Origin of the sequence: Celeribacter baekdonensis B30, assembly GCF_000299875.1 — a bacterium.
GTDB lineage: Bacteria > Pseudomonadota > Alphaproteobacteria > Rhodobacterales > Rhodobacteraceae > Celeribacter > Celeribacter baekdonensis_A.
The window spans coordinates 1-19,920 of record NZ_AMRK01000019.1 but is presented as its reverse complement, the minus strand read 5'-3'; the positions used below and the strand labels follow the sequence as shown (position 1 = coordinate 19,920).

The window sequence follows — 19,920 nt, the reverse complement described above, 5'->3', positions numbered from 1 at the left end:
AGGATGCGAGTGTGCGGAAAAGTCATCGGCCAACCTCAGGAGAAGCCGTCGACGATGGTGCCGGCCGAGAAGATCAGCACGATCCCGATGATGACCGAGGCGAACCAGCCCCAGTTCAGCCGCCCCATCATGCACATGAAGCCGGTGCCGATGACCGCGAGCGTGGCGACCGCGATCCCGATCGGACCCGTCAGCGCGGCCTCGACGGTTTCCAGCATGGTCTGGATAGGCGACAAGTCCTGCGCGAGAGCGGGCGTTGCGAAAGCCGCCAGGGTTGTGGCGGCAGGCAAGAGGCGGCTGAGGCGATGTCTGAGCATGCGAAGTTCCCTTATTTTACTGAAGATCGATGAGGACCGGAGCGCGCGCAGGCACCCGGGCAGCGACGCGGATGTTCGGCGCGGAAACAGGTGTACCCGCGAGTCGGGACCGGATCCGGTGGATGCGCGCGATGTAGTCGCGGGTCTCGGTGAAAGGCGGGACACCGGAATATTCGACCACCCGGTGCGGTCCGGAATTGTAAGCTGCCAGCGCCAGGTCGATGTCTTTGAACGTGGCGAGCTGCGCGAGCAGATAGCGCGCCGCGCCGTCGAGGTTCTGCGAGGGATCGCGCGGATCGACTCCGAGGGCACGTGCCGTGTCCGGCATCAGCTGGCCAAGACCATAGGCACCCTTGGGGCTCACGGCAGTCGGATTGTAGCTGCTTTCAGCTTCGACCAGGGCGTGGAACAGGACCTGCCAGTCGTCGGCACCCAGACCAACCTGGCGCAGGGCACGGTTCCCTTGGTGGCGGTCAGCAGTCGTCCGGATCAGGAAGAGGATGTCGTCGCGACCGGACAGCGGCGCGGTGTCCAATGAGGCCAGAATGACTTCGGCTTCAGAGCGATCATCCAACCCCGCCCATACAGGCCGCTCGCCATGAAAGGTCCAGCCGGATGTCCGGGCTGTCCCGTCGCGGCCGAAGGCGATGACGTCAGCCGCGCTCCTCGAGGGTGATGCTGTACTCAGGACCAAAGCGCAGATCGCGCCCGTCACCGAACTCGAGATGATGTTTGAAGAGCCCCGGCCATATGTTGAAATACCGCGGCTCTGGCCCGTGCGGGGTGATCCGGGTCGAGACCAGAATGGCTTCCGGCTCGCCCTCGCGCAGGTAGATGCACTGGTAGCGCGGCTTGCCATCGTCCGTGAACCCCACGAGTTCATACCGGCAGCGGTACGCGATGCCCTTCTCGGACAAGTCTTTGACACCATCGATGGTGATCAGGATCTGGTTGCGCGCTATCGGCATGTTCGGACTCTCCCCACGAGAGCCCTTCTACTTCACGACACTAAGGCCATAAAGTCATATGGAGTCAATACGCCATATTGCATAAAATTACATATTGAGCGATAGTCTGCTCAACTTTTGCGGGAGAGCGACATGAAGCGACAGGCGATGGCAGCTGTGATGGGGGCGATGGCGGTGTTCGGAGCCCCTGAGAAGGCGCAGGCCTATGACATCGATTGCGCCATCATGCTTTGTATGGCGGGTGGTTTCCCCCCGAGCGCCGTTTGTGCTCGCGCCTATCGCACCATGATCCGCCGTATCACGCCCTGGCCGAGCCTTCCGCCCTTCGGGGTCTGCACCTTTGCCCATGTGCCGGTCGAGTTGGGCGGGCCCGGCGGCGAGGGTGAGCTAGATACCAATCTGCCGGAATACGAATGGCTGAACCGGACCCATGTGATCTGGTTCACCGGACGCTCCTACGAGCCGCGCGACGAGCCGCGTCAGTGGGACTGGTCGATCCGTTCCTGCGATCGCGAAAACCGGACCTGCCGCTACATCCAGCGGGTCTACGGTTCCCACACGCCCTGGCCCGCGACATTCATCTCGGAAAGCGGTCAGGAGATCGCCTACCCAAGCGGTGGCGGTCTTTGGCACTTCTATTCCCGCAGCATCATGGTCGAGTACGGCGACTACGAGAGCAACATGGGCCACTCGGAGTGGTTTTCTTACTGATCTGAGCTATCACTGGGCTTCAGGGAAATTGGGCGTAGCTCGGCCAGACAAGCATCAAAGCGTTCCGGATCGACATGCCAGTGGCGGCTCACCGAGCCATCATTCCAACGGTAATCGGTGAACAGGTGGATCTCCTGCTCCCCGTCGTTCAGAAACCCTTCCTGGAAAGGCCAGCCTGTCTTTCTCTTCGCCATGTACCCGCGCCACTCGTACCGTTCTTGCAGTTATGTCCCTCGCGTTGGGGGACTGGATCAAAGCCTAAGGAAACGGACTAGCGCTTCGCGAAGAGTACTTCGGGGTCGACATTGAGCGCCCGGGCGATGCGTTCGAGAAGGTCGAGGGAGGCCGCGAACTTGGCGTTCTCGACCTTGCCCATATGGCCGCGACTCACATTGGCCCGATGAGCAAGCTCCTCCTGGCTGAGGCCGCGGGCGCGTCTCAAGTCTTGAATGTTCAGTGCAACACGGTCCCGCAAGTTCATGCCCGTGAAACGGACACGTTGCACGAAATATCACCACGCGAAATACGTTACATTCAGAGGTGTAGAGTAGAAATCTTAGAGCGGCGCGAGATCGCCGGAATGGGATGCCTGCAGATATCCAAGTCACGGGTTGAGCTGTCTCGTACACATTCTTTACTGTTCAATCGCTCTTTCGGAAAAGGGCGGCACCGACAACATCGGTACCGCCCGAAATTCGCCCACAGGGAGGAGGTGGTGGGCGAATTATTAATGTTGAAGTGCCGAAACCATTCAAATCTCGAGAGAATCTCTTTTTTAAGAACGGAAAATTGTTACTTGATCGAAGTTTCTTGCAATTAAGTCGACCTCATACGGGACTCCGACTCACAACAAGAAGACCTCATTGCGCACTTGAGACACTCAAAAAACCAAAATAATTGAATACCTCAATCAAGGAATTTCGCCCCTTCCAAGAAATTAATTGTTGATTTAGAGTAAGTTTGCTTCGATTTTAGGAAGCGTCGCTCAGTCTCGAAATCGAGAAGACCAGCTTTCAATGCTACGATTTTCTAACCTAGCTAAAATCAACTTCTTCCACGAGGCGGATAGTTCTTTTATGGTCCCCAGCTCCTTGAGGTGATCAAATTTTGCTGTTTCAAGATACACTGCCCGATGAACGTTTTGAATCGTCCAATCTGGATTCGGCCTCTGAATCAGGGAAATCGAGTCTCCTGACGAAATCCAGCCGGCTTCGAGGACTCGATAATACCATCCAGTCAGCCCCGACGATTGTACGAGTTTGGCGAAATCGCTTTTATTGATCCTCACATTGAGTTTCCAGCATGGCTGTCTAGGCTGCGAAACCTGTACGACGGCTCCACCAATTCTAAAACAATCACCTAGGCAAACATTGGCTTCATCATGAATATCCGCGACAATGTTTTCCCCGAATGCACCAGGCGCCAAGTTCTCAGCCAACGGCACAACCCTTTGCCAATGTTTATAATGATCGGAGCAGTATTGATGAAGTGCTTTATCTAGACCACCATGCTTGACTTTGTCGGCTTGTTCATCTCCTACCAATCCAAATTTGGATAACCAAACCTTACCCTTAACTGCATTCTTTATGATGGCGCTAGGTTCATTTTTGTGCCCAAACGGCATGGCCATGCCGATCCGCACTTCTAAAACGGTAGTCTGCTCCATTTACGACCTCACGCTTTCGAACAGGCCAATATATTAAGATACTAAGATCGATTTTGGATCGAAATCATGATCTCTTAATTGCTCAATACTCGCCAACCTATTCGAGGAAAGCATTTTCTTGGCAATCATGAAGATCCGAGGATCATTAATCGCATCCACAGAAATAAGCCTCCCATTAGAGAAATACCAAACTGACATACTCCTAGGCTTCGCTCCTTTGCGAACCACTGTATCAGTATAGCCTTGATTTAGACCTGCAATCTGAAGCTTTACATCGAATTGGTCTGACCAAAACCAGGGGAACGGAAAATATGCCGTTTCCACTCCAGCCATATTCGCTGCCACTGACTCGGCTTGATCAACAGCATTCTGCACCGACTCTAACCTTATCATATGACCTAAGTATTTGAAGCGGGTGCAATCTCCCGCTGCGAAAATGTCCTTGTCATTCGTTTGACCAAAAGCGTTTACAAGTATCCCTTGATCTACTTCCAGATCGGCCTCGCACGCCAGTTCGTCGTTAGCCACAACGCCTACACCAACAATGACGAAGTCAACCTCCATAGTGCTACCGTCCGAAAACTCAGCGGCGACCACACGGCCATTGTCACCGATGAGACGCTCCACGCCCAAGCCTTCGTAAATCTGTACGCCATTTTCGTGGTGGAGTTTCCGAAAGTAATTTGATGTTTCGGCGCAAGAAACACGCTGCAAGATGCGGTCAGCCATCTCAACGACTCGAACCTGAAGTCCTTGGCTCCTGAATGCCGCTGCAGCTTCCAGTCCGATATAGCCGCCCCCAATTACCAAGGCGCGCCGCCCCACCGTCATCTCGGTTGCAAGAGCTTTAGCATCGTCAATGCCACGAACTAGATAGACGCCCTTGAGATCGCCGCCTATTTCACTTGGCAGGACTCTGGGACGCGTGCCAGTTGTCAATGCAAGCATATCATAGTGCAGAATACGCCGGTCATCGAGTTGGATTTGTTTAGAATTTCTATCAATGTGAACGACGCGGCGGCCTGAGATAAGAGAGATGTTGTTTCTTTCGTACCAAGCGTTGGGACGAAGGAACAAACTCTCAACGCTCATTTCTCCGGTCACAAATTTTTTTGATAGTGGCGGTCGTTGATAAGGCAAGTATTCCTCATCACCTACAATTGTGATTACGGCATCACTATCCAGTTGGCGATATTTCCCTGCTAGAGAACATGCCGCTTGCCCAGCACCTACAATGAGTATCTGCTTCTCCATTCCAAGTTCCTACTCTGTTGCTTCGGAAATGAACTTGGTGGCAAGATAGGCATCAAATGTCTCACTACCGCCTTCGCTGCCCATGCCGCTGTCTTTCACGCCTCCCAAAGGCGTCTCCGGCAACGCAATTCCGAAATGGTTTACGTTCACCATTCCTGCTTCCAATTTTGAAGTCACATAGTGAGATGTACGGAGTGACTTGGTAAAGACATAAGATGCGAGTCCGAAAGGCAAAGCATTTGCCCGTGAGAGCACTTCATCCGTTTCACTGAAAGTAGAGATGGGTGCTACAGGACCAAACGGCTCTTCGATCATGATTTTGGCTGTGTCAGGAGTGTGCATCAGTACTGTCGGTGGAAAGAAATTTCCGGGACCAGAAATAGCCGTACCTCCTGTCAAAATGCTTGCACCTTTGGCAGTGGCGTCGGAAACAAATTCGGTCATAGCACTTACACGTCGAGTATGGGCGAGGGGACCCATTGTGGTATCGCTGTGCATGCCATCTCCTACGACGCGGGAGCCAAATGCTGCAGCAAATTTCTCGCCAAACTCTTGCGCTACCTTTTCATGAACGAAGAACCGGCTTGGCGACATGCACACTTGTCCCGCATTCAGTCCTTTGTAGCCGGCCAACAGAGTCGCCGCCTTATCGATATCGGCATCATCGAAAACCAGAACAGGAGAGTGCCCTCCTAGTTCCATCGTAGCACGTTTCATATGTGCGCCAGCCATTGCTGCAAGATGCTTCCCGACGGGGATTGACCCTGTAAACGATATTTTACGAACCTTAGGCGACGTGATCAGATGCTCTGAAACCTTAGCCGGCACGCCCCAAACGACATTAAGGCAGCCTGCGGGCAATCCTGCGTCGTGAAAAATGTGCGCCAGCGCTACGACGGCACTTGGCGCATCCTCGGATGCCTTGAGGACAATGGTACATCCTGATCCTAAGGCAGCACAGATCTTTCGAAGAGCTTGATTGAGCGGATAATTCCAAGGCGAAAATGATGCGCAAACACCAACAGGCTGACGAACAACTGTCTGACGGACGCTTGGGTCGCGGGACGGGATGACGCGGCCGTATATCCGACGACATTCTTCAGCATGCCAATCCGCATGATCTGCCGCCCCTAAAATCTCCACGCGTGCTTCAGCAAGTGGCTTGCCTTGGTCAAGTGTGAGATTACGAGCAATATCCTCGGATCGTTCACGGATCAAACTTGCAACTTTTCGCAATACACGGCTGCGTTCAATCGGTGAAGTCCATCGCCACTTCTGGAACGCTCGATCCGCTGCAGCAATCGCCAAGTCCAGATCTTCGGTTGTTGCATGAGGTAAATGCCCAAGAATCTGGCCATTAGCTGGATTGTAAACCGATTCCCCGGACCGTTCATCGGAGCCAATGAAGCGGCCATCAATATAAAGGCAAAGATCTGAATATGCGTAGTTCAAAGGAAAAAACTCCCGCCATCTACAGCGATAGTCTGTCCGGTGATGAATGCCGCACCATCACTTGCAAGAAAAAGCAAGGCACCAACAAGGTCATTCGGCACCTGATCACGCGGGATTGAGCGGCTGGACTTTCTGACCACCTCGCCCATGATTTCTTCCATGCCGGTCGCAAGCACTCCGTCGCTGAGTGTAAATCCGGGCGCAATAGCATTCACCGTGATGTTGTCTTTGCCCAACTCGCGCGCCAACGATCGGGTAAACGCCACAACAGCCCCCTTACTTGACGTGTAATGCAGCATAAACGGAGCACCTTTAAGCTGAGAAGTTGAGGCGATGTTCACGATCCGACCGGCCGAACTCTTATGAAGTTCTGGAAGTGCTGCTTTGGCACAAAGAAACGGGCCGAGCGTATTGACCTCCATAACTTTCATCCATTCAGCGGGTTCGATTTGGTCGAATGGCTTTAGCTTCAGAGAGGTAAATATACCCGCGTTGTTCACCAACAAATCCAAACCGCCAAAATGGCTGACTGCTTCGGAAACCATCGCGTTTGTATCGTCTACGTTAGTGACATCGGTTTTAACGCCGATCACTTCAAAGCCTTTGCCTTTAAGTCTATTAGCTGCTTCTTCCGCTCCGACCATGTCAGCGATCACAACGGCATATCCAGAGGCAGCAAGACTTTGAGTGAACGCAAAACCGATACCGCTAGCGCCACCGGTTACAATCGCTACTTTTTTCTTGTTGATCATTGATTTTTCCTACTTATTCTCATCAGGAATTTCGAACATTCAGCTTTGAGTTTTCGGCAACCGAACTGTAATTCGATCTACTCCTGCAGGAACATTGAGTTGGCAACTCAGTCGGCTTTCTGGTTGACGATCATCCGCAACGCACTCAAGCATTTCTTCCTCAACGTCGCTAATCGCGGTGAAAACCGATTCTGTTTCTGGTTCAAGATATACATGGCATGTAGCGCACATAGCCGCGCCACCGCATTCGGCTACAATTCCGGGAATGTCTGCATCAATTGCGGTACGCATTACATTTGCTCCGACATCCACTTTGATATCGGTTTTGGTCCCGTCGGCGAGTAGATAGGTGATTGTAGGCATGTTCCCCTCCGTTAGTGTCTTTTTGCCGTTACGCGCATTGGCATGCTGGTATACCCGCGCACGGTGTTGTTGAAATGAAGAACCGGTTCTCCCAACAATTCGATGGACTCGACTTTAGACGCTAGCGTCCGCAGCGCGATCTCACCCTCCATTCGGGCAATCATTTGACCTGCACAGCCATGGATCCCTGCTCCGAAACCCATGTTACCCGTGGCTTTGCGCGTTACGTCAAAGTGATCTGGTTCCACCCAGTGGCGAGGGTCGCGATTTGCTGAAGCAATGAAGACCAGTACCTTTTGTTCCTTTTTTAAAGGAACGCCCTCTAATTCGGTTTCCCTTGTCGTAGTGCGGTAGAAAGAGTGGAACGTGCTGTCAAAGCGCAAAACTTCTTCAATTGTTGCACGCGCTCTTGTCGGATCATCGCGCAATAGGGCCCACTGGTCTGGATTTCGGCCAAGATTAACAAGTGCGTTCCCCATTGTGAAAATTGTTGTGTCCAACCCGGCCGAGAGAGTTGTGCGCACGAGCATTCCTGCATCTTCATGGGAAATATCGCCGGCGTCAGCTGCGGCATAAAGTTCTGCGCCAAATCCGTTAGGGGTGAGGTTTTCGCGTTGACAGGCCTTCGTAATCCACTCTGTTGCAGGCCCCAGATTTGCGAGGCATTCTTTGAATCGATCATTGGCGGGTCCGAACGCGTTGAAGACCATATCGCCATAGGGCAGTAGATGCTCACGTCCTTCCGCTGGAACGCCAACCGCGTCTCCGAAAACTTTGATGGGGAACGCGTCGGCCAAATCCTTAACGCCGTCGCAGACGCCTTTTTCAATCATCCGATCCACCATCAACTCCGCCTGTGCTTCGAAGGTAGAAGTCAACTTTTTCAAGGCGCGCGGGGAGAGAATACGCGTGAATACAGCTCTGGTCTTTGTATGTTCAGGCGGATCGACTTCCAGAATGATGCTCGGTTGTCGCCAGGGCTCTTCCGTATGAAAATTGGTAAGTCCAACGCCCGCACTGGAGCAATATGTTTCCGGATCGGTCAATACGTTGCGGACACTATCGTACCTCGCCACTGCATAAACCCCGTATCTTTCCAACCAGACGATTGGCCCCGCCTCTCGCAGCATCTCGTAATACTGATATGGGTCCCGAAGCACCTCTGATGCGTAGGGATCAAAGTCGAACGAAGGCACTCCTTCAACTGGTACTGGATATGAGTGAGATCTGCTCTCAAATTGCTGTTGAAATTTCATGGCGCACTCCTCCCTTGGAATTTAGCCTTTGTGAATTTATCAGTTGTGACGCGTGTATGTTTGTCTCTGACTATGCAGGTAGGTCGTCCGCTGGTTCGCCCGACGGCACAAACGCATCGCTGTAGAAAGCTGCTCTATCCAGCTTGGACTCCGCACAGAAATCCTTACTTGCCGCATCAATCATCATCGGGGCACCGCATGCATAGACCTCTAAATCCGACATATCCGGAAAGTCCGATTGAACGGCCTTATGTACGAAGCCAGTACGGCCCTTCCAGGCACTCGGAGGTTCAGAAAGAACAGGCGTAAATGTAAACCAATCATGCTTCGCCGCCCACATTTCAGGAAGCGAACGCAGGTAAATGTCGGCTTCGGTATTTGCTCCCCAATACAGATGCAATGGACGCGATCCACCCTCTCTGATCTGGTGTTCGACGATTGACTTGATCGGCGCAAATCCCGTTCCTGTTGCGATCAGGATTGCAGGGACCTCTGTGTTTTCATTTAATGTGAAATTTCCAAATGGAAGCTCAACAGATAGGATCGATCCCTTTTCAAGATTGGCAAGAACCGTTTGTGAGAACTTCCCGCCGGAAACATGGCGAATGTGCAATTCAGCACCGTCGTTCTGATGAGGTGGATTAGCCATCGAATAATTTCTGCTATCGCCATCAGGCATTAGTACACTAAGGTATTGGCCCGCCTGAAAGACGGAACGGTTACCAATCGGAAATCTCAAATTGATAACTGACACGTCTGGCGTTGGTTGCTCAATTTTCCGGACTTTCGCCTCGAATATCTTGCGAGAAACTGGGTCTGTCTTCTTGATATTTCTCGGTACAATTTCCAGATTTGTGCGCGGTCTGGCCTGGCACAAAAGAACACCACTGGCGGGCCCGACGCAGACACCCTGCCCACGGACAACGGCCTCACCTGATGTAATCACGCCCTCGCAAGACGAACAGACGCCTTTCCGGCAAGAATATGGGATAGAGAAGCCCGCCCGCTCAGCAGCGTCTAATACGGTTTCACTCTCTCCACACTCAAAACTGATATCCTCACCAAAAACGGAAATTTTGTGGGTCATGTTGCACCTCCAACGAGTCTTACAGCCCTGATGACTGCTTCAGGATCGGCACAGTTCTTGCCCGCGATGTCGAAAGCCGCGCCATGTCCTACGCTTGAAAACAGGGTGTTAGCTCCAATTGATAGAGCGGTAGACTTTCTACCGGCTAGCAGCTTGACTGGAATATGCCCCTGATCGTGATACATTGCGACGAATGCATCATATCCATCTCTTGCCAACATAGTATCGGCACCTTCGGGACCATGTGCATCAATGCCTTGTTCACGCAATTTCTGTATTGCGGGGACAATGATACGATCATCTTCATCCCCAAAAAGTCCATTTTCTCCTGCATGAGGATTGATGCCAAACAATCCAATTTTCGGCTTGTCCACTCCCAATTCGCGTAGTGCTGCATCGGCGGCGACGACCGCCTTTACTACTAGTTCTGGATCTATCCGATTCAGTGCGCCGCTTATGCCCTCATGTAATGTGGCATGAACAATACGCAGACCTCCTCCAACCAGCATCAGAAAGATGCTGTCAGGGCCGGTTTTCAATAGATCTGCCAACAGGCTCGGATACCCCGAGAACTTTCGCCCCGATAAATTGACAGCTGTTTCCGAATGGGGGCATCCAACAATTCCTCGTCCAAAGCCATCGGACAACAATGTTAATGCAGCTTCGACATAGGCAACTGTAGCTCGCCCTGCAGCGGCGCTTACCTTTCCTGGTATGAACTCCGCTGTAGGCATCGCTTCGATTGGATGAAGATCAATCGTTTTTTCATCGCTTCCCCACTTAGATCGGTTGGTTTGAACACCGAATCCCAAAGAATCTGCTAAAGGAGAAATTATGTATTCATCGCCCAGCAATACTGGGCGACAAACAGGATCCTGGTACAAGCTGGCTGCAGCTTTCGTCGCAATTTCAGGTCCAATACCATTGGGATCGCCGATGGTTAGCAGCACAGACCTAGTGTCCGACAATCTCACAGCGGAAACCCAAGTAGCGTATCAATATAGCTGCTATCGAGAACAACAATACGCTTCATGATTTTTGCGCCGTTTTCGGATACTTTGTAACGGTCGACATATCGGCCCGTGGCGAAAAGGTCAGTCGGACCTTCGCGGGTAATCCGTGCAACCATAAACGATGTTTCTGATTCCACCTCGTCACCATCTATGCTCGAAATATTCGGTTGCCCGAGAATGTGCCTGTAGGAGTGACGTTCGTAGACGTTGGCCTCCAATAACGACAGAATTCGGTCGTGAAGCATTGCCTTGCTATCTAGCCACATCAAGCCAGCCTGAAGGCCTTGCGCAAAATTGTCCGCAGATGTGATCTGATAAAAGCAATCATCGGCGAAAAAATTTGGCCAGTCATAGAAGTCACCATCGTCGATCGTATACGCATATTGGGCTTGAGCCATGCCGATAAGATTGGTCAATTCAGCTCGTTTTTTCATGCTGCTCATAGGCCCATTCTCCCACGGTACTCGGTCCAGAAACCACGAATTGCGGCCTCAGTAATTCGATCTTCACTCGTTTCGATTGAGTAACCACCCATCGCAAGTACGGCACTTTCTTCTGCGGCCCCTTTTGTTCCGCGCTGAACGAAATTACCAATGCAGCCGTCCTCCATGGAGACATACCCCCCCGGTCCGATTAGGTTGGAAAGTTTGAGACGGGCCTTCCGCTGATCTGGAGTATCGTCTTCGAACCCGATATAGGTCCACTTCAAATGCATGCTGTCTGTGCCTTTGGGCAATACGGTACGAACAGCAACTGAATTTTGGATTTGCTGCAAAACGAAATTTGGAAAAACAGACAGAATCTGGAGCGTAATATCGTCGTCGTATTCCTTGAAGCTTTCCAAAAGCGTCATATCAGTCAAACTCAGATCGGAATCGGATCTGATATTTTCGTCTTTATATGCATTTTTTTGAACTTCGTCCAAAGAACCACCATGGTCGACGCAAGAATAACTCACATGACATCCACCGGTTTCATTCACGATGATCCCGCCTTTTTGCGACAGGCGATTCAATTCAAAAGTCGTAAAAAAGGTGTGGAGAATACTGGCGTGATAACTATCCTTTGTATTCTCTACGTAGAGCTTCCAGTTGTTGGGGAGAATTTGTGTGAATTTGCCAAGGACAACGGGTTTCCGCCCTCCCAAAACGCGCTCAATGCGCTCAAGAACCGCTTCTCCCAGGTAATCTTCGATATCATCCACATCTTCATCGAAGCTTCCGAAAACAAGCCCATGTAGCACTGATACCCGCATTTTGCGTGGGCCTTGATTTTCCATTTTAAAGTCACTTGCGATACCGCCACAGCCCTTGATGCCATCTTTGAAGGCAACTCCAATCAGATCCCCCTGAAGGCTGTGCGTCCAAGCGTGATACACGCACGTGAAGTCTTTAACGTTCCCTCTATCCTCTAGAGCCAACAATGAACCACGATGCGCGCAACGATTTTCGAATGCGTAGATTTGGCCATCTTTGTCACGCGTCACAATGACAGGAGTCTCACCAGCAAAGACGGCAACAAAATCTCCTGCCTCTACGAGCTCGGCCTCAAGGCACAGGAAATTCCAAACAGGGCCCTGAAAAATCTTCTTATTTTCTGCTTCCAGAACATCTTGGCGCTGAAAAACCCAATACGGAACACGCGTTGCTCCATCTTTAGCGGGCCATGTCGGCTGTTTAGCCGATACTTCTTCAGGGTCTACCATCAGCGCATCTCCTCATGCAAATATGTTCGCTTACCGAACGTTGATCGAATATCGTACATTGTTCTTTACATGAGCACGTTTCGGTGTCAAGTACCTCTAGAGACGCAAGGATGTCATGGACGGTGGACCGGACAACTTGGGAGCGTTGAGGCGATTCAATTCTTGTTCGGTAAATGAACAAGTCTGGTTGGGTCCAAAATTGTCGATCTTGCCCCCCACTAGGTTGCGGGCTTAAGAATGTTGGAGATGTGATATGATGAAATTACTGGCCTTTTCAGGGAGCAGTCGAAAGGATTCAATCAATTCCAAGTTGGTGCAGGCCGTGGCTGATCTGAGTCAATCGCATCAACCGGGCAAAGTTGAAATGACATTTGTTAATCTTATGGATTTTGATGCGCCGAATATTGATGGTGCGAATGCCTCACGGCCCGAGATGCCGCATCAAGTCATAAAGTTCCGCGACTTACTGCGAATACAAGATGGCTTTATTATCGGTTCGGATGAGTATACCGGTGCTTATTCGTCTGTGCTTCGCAACCTGATTTCTTGGCTTGTTCTGGAAGATGGCCTAGGCGGCACGGCATTTAACAACAAGCCAGTCGCGATATGCGGTGCTTCTTCACGCGGTGTGGGGTCTGTTCGCGGCCATCCCGCTCTTCAACAGCTGTTTCTCACTCTCGGCGCAAATGTTATTTCTCAGAATATTCGCCTGGGCACAGCAGGCAGCATTTTTCAGTCCAATGGCAAACTAACTGATAACGTGCAGACACAGCTTTTGGACAATACTATTGCAAAACTTCTGTTTCCCGCTGAATAGTCTGCAGCATGTTGGTGTGGCCTAACGTGCTTGCTTGATGAATACTGATCATGTTTTTTTGAGGTGTGCGGTTGCTTAAAGTCGGATGATGGCTGAGGCTCCTCTTCCCTGAACCGGCATATCCAACGAATTCAACGACACGTAGACCGAGCGCATCGCAGGCGTACATGACAGCAACAAACATTCTGAACTCTGTGACCTTGCGATCCAAATCCAGTACAGTCAGCTACTGGCCTAGCTTTGTCACACATTGCATTTTAATCTCTTCCCGGTTTCTGCGTTGGTAACCGCTTATTCGTGTCCAAGTCGTGCGCCCTAAACGCCTTGATGTGCGGAGGGCATTCGTTGAACGCGCCAGCCCGAGGGGTGTCCGGCTTCCAGGGCGCGATGCTCCTGCGAGATAACAAGACTGTGGCGGCTCTCTTAGCAGCGATGGCATCGTGGCACATGCCGGTGTCATAAACGCCGTCGGCAGTACCATTGCCGATCTCCTGGTCGGGAAGGATTTGGGTGGGCAATGCAAGTAGCATAGACACTTCGCCCACCTCGCTGTTGGTGAACTCAACGGCCCGCATTTCCAAGCTCTACTTGTCGACTCCTGTTTTGCTCTTGCGCGATATGTGAGCTTCGGACTGCTTAACCGGGTGAAAGACTTTTTGTTTGTTGAGCAACTCTGCCAGACAGCGGCTGTGGAGAAGTCATTAGCAGGTACGCTTTACTATGGCCTTGCCGCTACCGGAGGCTGCAATGAGTCATCCGCTTCACGCAACACAGAAGATCAACCAAAGCCGCTTGCACGATAGCTTCGGTCATCCACCCAACAACTCCTCAATAAAATCCTCTTGCCGATCGACCGCTGCCTCCCATTCCTTCGGCACCGCTGTTTCCCGTTCCAACGTCTCTGGCTCTGGTTGCCCGCGCCCAGCCTCCATCGCCATCACGCTCATCGCGCGCGCTTCGCGACGCTGCGAGCGATCCCGGACAGGCGCGCGTTCGGCTGGTTTCGCCTGTTCGTCTGCGAGGGCTGCGTCACCATCCACGCTACCCCAAGGTCCCACGCCCTGCACACTCGGTGGATAGGGGAAGGGCTTGCCCTCCTGGCGGGCCAGCATCTGCTTGAAGAAGGGATCGTCGTAATACTTGATCCGGCTCGCCTTGATAGGGTGCTGGGGCGAGGCGAGGATGATGACCTCGTCGGGGTCCATCAGGCGCGCTTCGGTCTCGGAAAGCAGCGGCCGTTCTTCCAGACGCGCCGAGGTCGAGGTTGCGCCGAGGAAACCCTTGTCGCGGCCATACATCCGGGTGACCGCCTCGCGGGTGGTGCTGCCGACCGCGGCGGAAACCTCCTTCACCGTGCGCTGGTCACGCGGGGTGATGTAGAGCTTCAGCCCTGCCCCGTTCTCGAGACTTTCGCGGCCCTCGGGCCCGTAGATGCGATCAAGCGAGGCAAGCGACTGCGCGATCATCGCGACGCGGCCGCCATAGCTCGCCAGCGAATGGATAGCGCGTTCGAGATACGGCATCGCCCCCATCTGCTGGAATTCGTCGATCATCATCATAACGGGCCAGGGCTCGTCCGGGCCCGGCTCGTTCAGGCGGATCGAGGCGATGAGGTCGGCAAACATCAGGCGCAGGAGCGGGGCGAGGGTTGCGATGTGATCCTCGGACACGGCGATGTAGAGCGACTGCGGGGTCTTGCGGAAGGTTGAGAAATCAAAGTCGCTCGCCTCGGTGGCCGAGCGCACCGCCGGGTTGTCCCATTGCTTGAGACCGGCGGTCATCAGCGCTTGGATGTTCGAGGTCAACAGTCGCGACGAGGCAGAAGCGGCGTTGATCCAGAGCTCGCGCAGGATGTCTTCCTCGGCCTCGTCGGCATAAGTCTTGTACTGCGCGTTCTTGTACTCGCCCCCGGCGACGATCTTGTTGACTTCCCCAAGGTTCGGCGTGCCGCGCTGGATCGCCAGCAGGCAGGCCGCGACAAAGATCGACTTGCCCGCCTCGGAGAAGGTGTCGAGCGTCTTGTTGTCCTTGTCGAGGAAGAGGTCGGCCAGGATCGAGACCTCGGTGAAGCGCTGCGCGAACGTCCGGGCCTTGGCGATCCGCGCCAGCGGATTGTAGCGGTGCGTAGCATTGGCCCAATCAAACGGGCTGAACCGATAGACCTCGTCTCCGTTCAGTGCCCGGAGCCGCGCGGTCTTCTCGAAGTTCTCGCCCTTCACGTCGAGCACCACGACCGAGCCAGCAAAGCTCAGAAGGTTCGGGATCACGAAACCCACACCCTTACCCGCGCGGGTCGGGGCCACCATCATCACATGCGGGATGGTCGTCGAGGAGATGAACTCAGCCTTCGAGGCCGGGGCACCAAGCTTGCCGCAGACGAAGCCCTTACCGGGGGCCTGCAGCATGTCGTTCTTCTTCAGCTCCGCCTTGGTCTGCCAATGGGCCGATCCGTAGTCGTCGCGCTCTTTCTTCCAGGTCCAAGCCAGCGCGAGCGCGCCGAGGCCAATGGCTCCGAAGCCGACAGCGCCAAACCCTACCTTGAAGGCATCCGGATGTGCGGCGCGGGTGCCGGTGCTGGCCTTCCAGAGCGCAAGCATGTCGAAACTCTGAAACCCGGTTTTCAGGGCCAGGGTCAGGTAGAAGGCGGCAACGATGGTGCCGATTACGGCGCCGCAGATCACACCGAAAAGAAGCGCGGCCCAGAGGGGGAGTGTCTTGGTCATGGTGGTCATCCCCTTCAGAATTCCATCTCGTCATCGAGACCGCGGTCGCGGCCAAGGTCGCGCCCCAGCTCTTCCTGCTGGCCGCGCAGCCGCGCCACCTCGGTCGCCTTGTCCTGCTGCAACCCGGCGGCGCGGTCGGTGAAGATCTGGTCGCCTGTCTCCTCGAAGGTCATCTCAAGGAATTCCTGCGTGACCGTGATCTGGTCGAGCTTGCTCGGCAGGACCGCATCCAGAACCTCGTAGTTGCCGCGACGAAGCTCGGCCAAGCCCTCCTCGCCCAACTCCTTGAAGAGCTCGGACTGCAGGGTCCGCTCGACGGTCTCTTCCTGTTCCTCGGTGAGCTTGCCGTCCCGCAGCATGTCGGCGAGGTCCTGCAGGTAGGAATTGGGCGTCCGGTCGTCCTCATCGATGAGGGGCAGTGTCGCCTCTTCCTCGTCCGCGAGAGTCCGACCGATCTCGACACCCATCTCCTTCGCCCGTTCCATCAGCGCGTCCATCACGCCATCGACTTTTTCGAGCGCGGCGTCGAGTTGGTCGTCACTCGCGGTCTCGACGCTCAGGCCGTCCTTCGCCAGCACCGCGTTCATGTCGCGCTCGACCCAGTCCTGTGCCATGCCGTAGTTCCGCGTTCCGCCCGCCGCGATCCGGGCCACCAGCTCCTCGGTGTCCATGCCCACCTCTTCGGCGCGCTCGAGCACATCGCGCAAGCCCTCGTCATTGCCGGACCGCAGCGCGGCGATCAGCACCTCGCTGCCCGCCCCCGGCGGATACGGTTCCTCGAGCTGCTTGCCAAACCGCGCCCGTAGCTCTGGGTCTGGAACCATCTGCGAAAGGTCCGCGATGATTGGTGCGGCCTTGGCCTCGAAGGCGGCGCGTTCGGCCGGGTCCAGTTCCTCGGCCTTGAGCCTCAGCGCCTCGATCGTGCGCTCGGAATAGTCGATCGCATCACCGACGGTCTTGATGTCCTTCATATCTATCGTCCTTTCGGTGAAGTTCCACGGCGTGCCGGAACCGAGCCCGTCCGCCATGACGCGCACGGCGCGCGCCATGTGGCGCTGGTCCATCCGGTCCAGCAGGTCGGCGAGGTTCTTGTAGTCCTTGGCGAAGCCCACCACCTGCGCCTGCGCGATGGCGGATTCCTTGGCGGTCATGACGATCTCGCGCGGCAGGCGAGCCTCTTCCTTGGCGCGGTAGATCTCCTCGATCCCGGCGGGCTTCTCAAAAATACCGCGCTCGAGCCGTGTGGTGGCGTCGAGCATGACGCCATAGCCTTCAGCGATCTCGGCCTGCTTCTCGCGCATGAGCTGCGGCGACATCACACCCTCAGCCCAGCAGGAGAACCAGGTGCCGTTTTCGAGGCCGCGATTGTTCAGGATGATGTGCGCATGCTTGTGCGCCCGGTCATCATGGACCGCGAGAACATAGTCCCATTGATCGCCGTATTCGCCGCTCTCGAAGAAATGATCCGTCCAGTCCATGGCGATGTCGCGCACCTGATCGACCGTTACGTCGGTCGGGAACGACAGCAGCATGTGCGAGGTGAACCCGAGCTTGGTCGAGCCGCGCCAGGTGCCGGCCCAATCCTCGATGATGTCCTCTTTCTGCTCTTCAGAAAGCACCGCCGCGTCGGTCAGCGCATTGGTCATCGTCGAATAGGTGTAGACCGCCTTGTCGTTGATGTAGGAGATCTGCGCCCCGAGGGACACCCGCGTCTTGCAGCCCCCTGCCCGGATCCGTTTGAAGACCGCCGCGCGGCTCTGACCCGAGGCCGCCTTCAGCGCGTTACGCGCCGACAGGGATCCGACGCGTGCGAAACTGCGACCCTGCCGACGCCCCGCCAGCCGCGCGTCGATCCGCGCCGCGGCCTGGCCCCGGATGCGCTCATCCTCCCAGAGCCGCCCCATGACCGAGACGTAAAGGGCGAGCGGATCAGCCATTCCTGATGAGCCTCAATCCGCGTTCGATCGTGCGCGAGCCGTCCTCCAGAACCGCGCTCTCTGTCCCCTGCCCTTCTTCCTTTTTCGGCCACTCCTGAGCACGCAGCGCCTGCGCCGCATCCTTCATCCGGCCCATCTCACGGCTCATGGACTGCGCCAGATCAAGGAGTTCGATCAGCACCGCGCGGTCCGCCTCCGAAACCTCCAGCCGACCGCGATGCACCGCCTTGGCGAGCACCAATCCTGCGTCGCTCACGTCCTTCGCCTGACGCCATGCGGCGCAGAATTCCGAGACCAGATCACGGGGCACATCGAGGAAACCGCACCGCCCGCGCAGCACCGCATTGAGCGCCTGGGATCGGTTGGCAAAACCCCGTTCGCACCACTCGGCATCGAACACAGCAAGCTCAGACTGACTGGCCCGGAAGGCGACCGTTTCGCTCGGGTCGCGCACCGCGATGCCCTCCCCCGCCTCCTCTTTCGCGAGCCGGTTCACGTGGCGCGGAGAGATACCGAACGCCGCCGCCAGCTCCTTCGCGCTCTCGCCCGCCGTGAAGCGCCGCGCCACTTCGATGCGCTCTTCTAGCTTCAGGTTTTTCGCTGGCCTCGGCACGGGTCAGACCCCTCGGACAAAATGTGCAAACATTGGCCATATCCTGCCAACGTCATCCTTCTCCCCTTCGCTTATACTTCAATACATCACATTGCGCAATATTACGTTTTGCATAGTGTGTCTTTTTGCTGGAAATAGACGCCATCAAGACCCCGCGGCGCGGCGCGACATGGTACGGGTCCCGCCCTCATCGATGCAGGACAACCAGGTCGAAAAAGCTTCCGAAACTTGTGTTCATGACGCACACGACGACAGGCAAACCAAACGCTCGAGCCGGTCACGGATCGGGCGCCAGGAACACGAAAATGGCCCGCGCTGGATGGCGCGGGTCGCACCGTCTGCGAGCGTCACGATGCTTCTGAGAGTCGACGTCAGACCCCTGCGGATCCGAAGACCCGCAGGGGTATCTGGGTCAGTGACCCAGTCCCAGAGAACGCAGGTCGTCGTAGCGGCTGCGGGCGATCAGCGCCTCGGTCTCGAGGCTGTCGAGGGTCTCGGGATGGGCGTCTTCGTCGAAGGCGGCGAGGTAGTCCTCGAAGGCCATGTCGGCTTGCAGTTCGGCGAGGTCGATGGATTGTTCGAGTGTCATGGTGTGATCCTTTCCGTTGATCGTCGTTGGACGGATCGTGGAAAAGACCGGGGGCATGAGAGCGGGCTGCACCCGGCACGGGGCGGAATGAAATGGAGCACGCCGGGGGCGGGGTTGTTGTGAGCGATGCCTCGGCAGCGCTCAAGGCGTCAGCCGTCCAGAAACCTGCCCCCGGCGTTGCAGACCGCTCGACCCCGGGCTAGCGATCTGAAAGGCCAACAGGTCGACGGAAAGGCGCGCGGCGGTGATCCTCACGTGAGACGTTGCCCCGGGATGCATGACGATGATTTGCGATTTCGTTGCCTGCGGCGCAGGGCGAGTTCGCCGCCCCAGGGAGCTTCGCCAAGACGACCCAGGCACGGGTTGCTCGACTGAGAGAAGGGGTGCGCTTACCTCGCACAGTAGGCTCCCAGTTTTCTATGCTGACATTCGGTTCCGCCTGGGGTTCCTGCGATCCGCGCTGTCACTGAACAGAAAGATCGAAGCCGCGTCGGCGACCTATCCGGTCTGACTATCCAGTCTGACTATCCGCGTCGGCGTCCGCGTCCGAAATATACCGCATCCTTCGGACACCAATAGTGCACCAGTCGAGGACAAGTTCCCCCGGAACGAGAAAGAGCCAGACCGCCGGAGCGGTCTGGCCCGTGGCTTAGGCGGCGTCTTTGGGACCCCAGGGGATGACGGCCTGCAGGGACAG

General features: G+C 55.1%; 21 protein-coding genes. 2 read left to right on the top strand and 19 right to left on the bottom strand.

Annotated elements, in window-relative coordinates; all coding sequences use genetic code 11:
* Positions 1-35: 35 nt before the first annotated feature.
* The 3 genes from B30_RS20245 to B30_RS20235 form a co-directional block, all read right to left on the bottom strand.
* Entirely contained in the window at positions 36-317 is a 282-nt protein-coding gene (locus B30_RS20245) for a TrbC/VirB2 family protein (protein WP_009574106.1), read from the bottom strand.
* A gap of 16 nt (positions 318-333) precedes the next feature.
* Positions 334-891 carry a lytic transglycosylase domain-containing protein gene (locus tag B30_RS20240; protein WP_009574105.1) on the bottom strand — a complete coding sequence of 186 codons (558 nt, stop codon included), beginning with the start codon at positions 889-891 and terminating at the stop codon, positions 334-336.
* A 79-nt stretch (positions 892-970) separates the two neighbouring features.
* Positions 971-1,285, bottom strand: a complete 315-nt coding sequence (locus B30_RS20235) for a hypothetical protein (protein ID WP_009574104.1) — start codon at positions 1,283-1,285, stop codon at positions 971-973.
* Between the two features lie 132 nt (positions 1,286-1,417).
* Between B30_RS20235 and B30_RS20230 the strand changes: the two genes are divergently transcribed.
* Entirely contained in the window at positions 1,418-1,996 is a 579-nt protein-coding gene (locus B30_RS20230; RefSeq protein WP_009574103.1) for a hypothetical protein, read from the top strand.
* On the opposite strand, the gene B30_RS20225 is transcribed toward B30_RS20230, so the two are convergent.
* The 12 genes from B30_RS20225 to B30_RS20175 form a co-directional block, all read right to left on the bottom strand.
* Positions 1,990-2,190 (bottom strand): hypothetical protein, encoded by a 201-nt coding sequence (locus tag B30_RS20225; RefSeq protein ID WP_009574102.1) that lies wholly within the window; start codon positions 2,188-2,190, stop codon positions 1,990-1,992. The genes B30_RS20230 and B30_RS20225 overlap by 7 nt on opposite strands.
* Positions 2,191-2,267: 77 nt before the next feature.
* Positions 2,268-2,477, bottom strand: coding sequence for a helix-turn-helix transcriptional regulator (locus tag B30_RS20220; protein ID WP_009574101.1), 210 nt, complete (start codon positions 2,475-2,477; stop codon positions 2,268-2,270).
* Between the two features lie 504 nt (positions 2,478-2,981).
* Complete coding sequence (locus tag B30_RS20215) at positions 2,982-3,662, bottom strand: MOSC domain-containing protein (protein ID WP_009574100.1); 681 nt, start codon at positions 3,660-3,662, stop codon at positions 2,982-2,984.
* 33 nt (positions 3,663-3,695) lie between these two features.
* Positions 3,696-4,916 carry an NAD(P)/FAD-dependent oxidoreductase gene (locus B30_RS20210; protein ID WP_009574098.1) on the bottom strand — a complete coding sequence of 407 codons (1,221 nt, stop codon included), beginning with the start codon at positions 4,914-4,916 and terminating at the stop codon, positions 3,696-3,698.
* Between the two features lie 9 nt (positions 4,917-4,925).
* Complete coding sequence (locus tag B30_RS20205) at positions 4,926-6,368, bottom strand: NAD-dependent succinate-semialdehyde dehydrogenase (protein WP_040403074.1); 1,443 nt, start codon at positions 6,366-6,368, stop codon at positions 4,926-4,928.
* Complete coding sequence (locus tag B30_RS20200; RefSeq protein ID WP_009574093.1) at positions 6,365-7,120, bottom strand: SDR family NAD(P)-dependent oxidoreductase; 756 nt, start codon at positions 7,118-7,120, stop codon at positions 6,365-6,367. Before B30_RS20200 ends, B30_RS20205 begins: the two co-directional genes overlap by 4 nt.
* Positions 7,121-7,159: 39 nt before the next feature.
* Positions 7,160-7,483 carry a 2Fe-2S iron-sulfur cluster-binding protein gene (locus B30_RS21890; RefSeq protein WP_009574092.1) on the bottom strand — a complete coding sequence of 108 codons (324 nt, stop codon included), beginning with the start codon at positions 7,481-7,483 and terminating at the stop codon, positions 7,160-7,162.
* A gap of 11 nt (positions 7,484-7,494) precedes the next feature.
* Positions 7,495-8,739: a cytochrome P450 gene (locus tag B30_RS20195; protein WP_009574091.1), complete on the bottom strand. Its 1,245-nt coding sequence runs from the start codon at positions 8,737-8,739 to the stop codon at positions 7,495-7,497.
* Between the two features lie 70 nt (positions 8,740-8,809).
* Entirely contained in the window at positions 8,810-9,826 is a 1,017-nt protein-coding gene (locus B30_RS20190; RefSeq protein ID WP_009574090.1) for a 2Fe-2S iron-sulfur cluster-binding protein, read from the bottom strand.
* Positions 9,823-10,776 (bottom strand): PdxA family dehydrogenase, encoded by a 954-nt coding sequence (locus tag B30_RS21885; RefSeq protein WP_198430647.1) that lies wholly within the window; start codon positions 10,774-10,776, stop codon positions 9,823-9,825. The genes B30_RS20190 and B30_RS21885 overlap by 4 nt, the downstream gene beginning before the upstream one ends.
* Positions 10,777-10,796: 20 nt before the next feature.
* Positions 10,797-11,282, bottom strand: a complete 486-nt coding sequence (locus B30_RS20180) for an aromatic-ring-hydroxylating dioxygenase subunit beta (protein WP_009574088.1) — start codon at positions 11,280-11,282, stop codon at positions 10,797-10,799.
* Positions 11,279-12,544 carry an aromatic ring-hydroxylating oxygenase subunit alpha gene (locus tag B30_RS20175; protein ID WP_009574087.1) on the bottom strand — a complete coding sequence of 422 codons (1,266 nt, stop codon included), beginning with the start codon at positions 12,542-12,544 and terminating at the stop codon, positions 11,279-11,281. Before B30_RS20175 ends, B30_RS20180 begins: the two co-directional genes overlap by 4 nt.
* 253 nt (positions 12,545-12,797) lie before the next feature.
* Here B30_RS20175 and B30_RS21595 point away from each other — a divergent pair, with 253 nt between their 5' ends.
* Complete coding sequence (locus B30_RS21595; RefSeq protein WP_009574086.1) at positions 12,798-13,361, top strand: NADPH-dependent FMN reductase; 564 nt, start codon at positions 12,798-12,800, stop codon at positions 13,359-13,361.
* A gap of 809 nt (positions 13,362-14,170) precedes the next feature.
* Here the strand turns inward: B30_RS21595 and B30_RS20160 are convergent.
* The 4 genes from B30_RS20160 to B30_RS22425 all read right to left on the bottom strand — a co-directional run bounded on the left by B30_RS20160 (position 14,171) and on the right by B30_RS22425 (position 19,223).
* Positions 14,171-16,084 (bottom strand): type IV secretory system conjugative DNA transfer family protein, encoded by a 1,914-nt coding sequence (locus B30_RS20160; RefSeq protein ID WP_009574084.1) that lies wholly within the window; start codon positions 16,082-16,084, stop codon positions 14,171-14,173.
* A 14-nt stretch (positions 16,085-16,098) separates the two neighbouring features.
* A complete protein-coding gene (locus B30_RS20155; RefSeq protein WP_009574083.1) occupies positions 16,099-18,021 on the bottom strand; it encodes a relaxase/mobilization nuclease domain-containing protein in 1,923 nt (640 codons plus the stop codon).
* Positions 18,014-18,634 carry a helix-turn-helix domain-containing protein gene (locus B30_RS20150; RefSeq protein ID WP_040403070.1) on the bottom strand — a complete coding sequence of 207 codons (621 nt, stop codon included), beginning with the start codon at positions 18,632-18,634 and terminating at the stop codon, positions 18,014-18,016. The genes B30_RS20155 and B30_RS20150 overlap by 8 nt, the downstream gene beginning before the upstream one ends.
* Positions 18,635-19,046: 412 nt before the next feature.
* On the bottom strand, positions 19,047-19,223 hold the full coding sequence (locus B30_RS22425) for a hypothetical protein (RefSeq protein ID WP_232616948.1): 177 nt from the start codon (positions 19,221-19,223) through the stop codon (positions 19,047-19,049).
* Positions 19,224-19,920: the final 697 nt, after the last annotated feature.

Coding starts and splice junctions, on each gene's coding strand:
- B30_RS20160 (WP_009574084.1), bottom strand. CDS start 16,084: ATGACCAAGACACTCCCCCTCTGGGCCGCGCTTCTTTTCGGTGTGATC.
- B30_RS20195 (WP_009574091.1), bottom strand. CDS start 8,739: ATGAAATTTCAACAGCAATTTGAGAGCAGATCTCACTCATATCCAGTA.
- B30_RS20155 (WP_009574083.1), bottom strand. CDS start 18,021: ATGGCTGATCCGCTCGCCCTTTACGTCTCGGTCATGGGGCGGCTCTGG.
- B30_RS20225 (WP_009574102.1), bottom strand. CDS start 2,190: ATGGCGAAGAGAAAGACAGGCTGGCCTTTCCAGGAAGGGTTTCTGAAC.
- B30_RS20215 (WP_009574100.1), bottom strand. CDS start 3,662: ATGGAGCAGACTACCGTTTTAGAAGTGCGGATCGGCATGGCCATGCCG.
- B30_RS22425 (WP_232616948.1), bottom strand. CDS start 19,223: ATGACACTCGAACAATCCATCGACCTCGCCGAACTGCAAGCCGACATG.
- B30_RS20245 (WP_009574106.1), bottom strand. CDS start 317: ATGCTCAGACATCGCCTCAGCCGCCTCTTGCCTGCCGCCACAACCCTG.
- B30_RS20175 (WP_009574087.1), bottom strand. CDS start 12,544: ATGGTAGACCCTGAAGAAGTATCGGCTAAACAGCCGACATGGCCCGCT.
- B30_RS20190 (WP_009574090.1), bottom strand. CDS start 9,826: ATGACCCACAAAATTTCCGTTTTTGGTGAGGATATCAGTTTTGAGTGT.
- B30_RS21595 (WP_009574086.1), top strand. CDS start 12,798: ATGATGAAATTACTGGCCTTTTCAGGGAGCAGTCGAAAGGATTCAATC.
- B30_RS20235 (WP_009574104.1), bottom strand. CDS start 1,285: ATGCCGATAGCGCGCAACCAGATCCTGATCACCATCGATGGTGTCAAA.
- B30_RS21890 (WP_009574092.1), bottom strand. CDS start 7,483: ATGCCTACAATCACCTATCTACTCGCCGACGGGACCAAAACCGATATC.
- B30_RS20220 (WP_009574101.1), bottom strand. CDS start 2,477: ATGAACTTGCGGGACCGTGTTGCACTGAACATTCAAGACTTGAGACGC.
- B30_RS20230 (WP_009574103.1), top strand. CDS start 1,418: ATGAAGCGACAGGCGATGGCAGCTGTGATGGGGGCGATGGCGGTGTTC.
- B30_RS20200 (WP_009574093.1), bottom strand. CDS start 7,120: ATGATCAACAAGAAAAAAGTAGCGATTGTAACCGGTGGCGCTAGCGGT.
- B30_RS20180 (WP_009574088.1), bottom strand. CDS start 11,282: ATGAGCAGCATGAAAAAACGAGCTGAATTGACCAATCTTATCGGCATG.
- B30_RS20210 (WP_009574098.1), bottom strand. CDS start 4,916: ATGGAGAAGCAGATACTCATTGTAGGTGCTGGGCAAGCGGCATGTTCT.